The organism is Alphaproteobacteria bacterium SS10 (assembly GCA_019192455.1).
Lineage (GTDB): Bacteria > Pseudomonadota > Alphaproteobacteria > TMED2 > TMED2 > TMED2.
In genome coordinates, this window is record JAHCML010000012.1 from 1 (window position 1) to 2,088 (window position 2,088).

Annotated in this window: 3 protein-coding genes; all 3 read left to right on the top strand. The window is 59.5% G+C overall.

The window, feature by feature from the left end; all coding sequences use genetic code 11:
* A partial coding sequence (locus tag KI792_14515) for an NTP transferase domain-containing protein (protein MBV6634236.1) occupies positions 1-546 on the top strand: 546 nt, incomplete at its 5' end.
* A gap of 66 nt (positions 547-612) precedes the next feature.
* Positions 613-1,503, top strand: a complete 891-nt coding sequence (locus KI792_14520) for a methylenetetrahydrofolate reductase (protein ID MBV6634237.1) — start codon at positions 613-615, stop codon at positions 1,501-1,503.
* A gap of 107 nt (positions 1,504-1,610) precedes the next feature.
* Positions 1,611-2,088 (top strand): dimethylsulfoniopropionate demethylase (gene dmdA / locus KI792_14525; GenBank protein ID MBV6634238.1); only part of this gene is annotated, 478 nt, incomplete at its 3' end.

Below are 2,088 nucleotides of genomic sequence, written 5' to 3' on the forward strand. Positions count from 1 at the left end.
AAGGGCACAATGACCAATCAATCACTCGGCATCATCCTGGCAGGTGGCGGTTCCCGCCGCATGGGCCAGGACAAAACCAGCCTAATGCTCGACGGTCGCCCGATGATTGAGCATATGGTTGCCCTGCTTGAGCAGATCGGCGTCAGTGAGATTATCGTTAGCGGCGATGTTCCCGGTTACCGCTATGCAACAGATGATACGCCGGGAAACGGCCCTGCCCGGGCCATTATGGACATCATCAACAATCATCCGGGCTTCCAACGCTACCTAGCCATGCCGGTGGACATGCCGCTGTTCCCGATTGCCCTTGGCCAAATGCTCCTCAAGTCAGCGCGCAGTGGTTACTTTGAAGCATCCATTCTACCCATCTGCCTCCACGGCCCTGCACACACTGGCGAGGTTGTAACGATGCGAGAACTGGGGGCACTTTACGGTGCTGAGGCCCTACCCACACCGCTTGACCTCCCTCCCCACAGCTTCCTGAACATCAACACGCCGGAAGAGTATGAAATCGCGGCGCGTGCGTTTGCCGGTCAGGTCAGTTAAAGGGGGCGATCAAGGTTGGGTTTTGAATGCCTAGCCGGACAGATTTCGCGACCTATGGTTAGTGCCATGACAGATAGCAGCCAAACCACCACCGCCGAGCCGATGACCAAGCAAGACGCTCTCGCGCGCTTGCTCAACGGCGTGTCGGTTGAGATGACCGCAGGTCAAATCGCCAAGCGGGATAATCTGGGTGAGATGCTCGCCGCTGGCAGTGAGGTTTATATTCCCTACCTGCCGGGCAGCGAGATTAAGGCCACCACCGGTGCCGCACCGAAGCTAATTGCTCAGGACCTGCGCCCCGTGCCGCACATTCCGGCCCGCACGCTGAAGAGTGAGAGGGAGCTCGATGAGACGCTGTCCGAACTGGCCGGCTATGGCGTTGATACGGTGCTGTTGATCGCAGGCGACACCAACCCAGCAGCTGGCCCCTTCGATAGCACGATGGATGTGCTGGAAACCGGTTTACTGGCTAAGCACGGTATGACCCGGATTGCGGTAGCGGGGCACCCGGAGGGTCACCCCCATGCCGATAGCGCTGAGCTCGACCGCGCGATTGAGGTGAAATCCGCCTATGCCAAGGACAAGGGGGCGGAGATGTGGATCGTCACCCAGTTCATCTTTAGCACCGAGCCACTGATCAAATGGGACCGGCACCTGCTGGATAAGGGGTTTGACCTGCCAGTTCATGTCGGCCTACCCGGCCCGGCCAAGCTGCCAACCCTGTTGAAATACGCCGTTCAATGCGGGGTTACTGCGTCCGCCGCAATGCTGGCGAAACGACCTAGCTCGATGAAGCTACTGGGACGCTGGGCTGCCGATGACATTTTAACGGAGCTTGCTGAAATGCAAGCCGATCCAGCCCAAGAAACACTGGTGCGCGGAATTCATATTTACCCGTTTGGCGACCTCACCCATGCTGTGGATTGGTTGCAGGGCTTAAGGCAGGACAGCGCATAAAGACGCTGCCGCCGCCATGACCACTGCCGCGTGCTAAATGCCCGTGGTCAGAGGGAGGAAAGAATAGAGATGACGCCACATTCCGTATCGGCCCGGGGGCTAGCACTATGGTCCTGATCACCCCCTCCGCCCGGCTTCGCCGCACCCCGTTTTCCGCCGCCGTCGAGGCTGCCGGTGTTAAGGCCTATACGGTCTACAACCACATGTTGCTGCCCACCGTCTTCCGTAGCTTGGAAGAGGATTACCACCACCTGAAATCCGCGGTGCAGCTTTGGGATGTGGCGGTTCAGCGGCAGGTTGAGTTGCGTGGCCCCGATGCCGGGCGGTTGATGCAAATGCTGACCCCGCGTAACCTGACCCATATGAACCCCGGCCAATGCTTCTACGTGCCCATCGTTGATGAGACGGGCGGCATGCTGAACGACCCGGTGGCGGTGAAGCTGGCGGAGGACCGGTTCTGGATTTCGATTGCCGATAGTGACCTTTTGTATTGGGTCAACGGCGTGGCGCAGGGCTGGCGGCTGGACGTGCTGATCGACGAGCCGGATGTGTCGCCCTTGGCGGTGCAGGGGCCGAAGGCCGAAG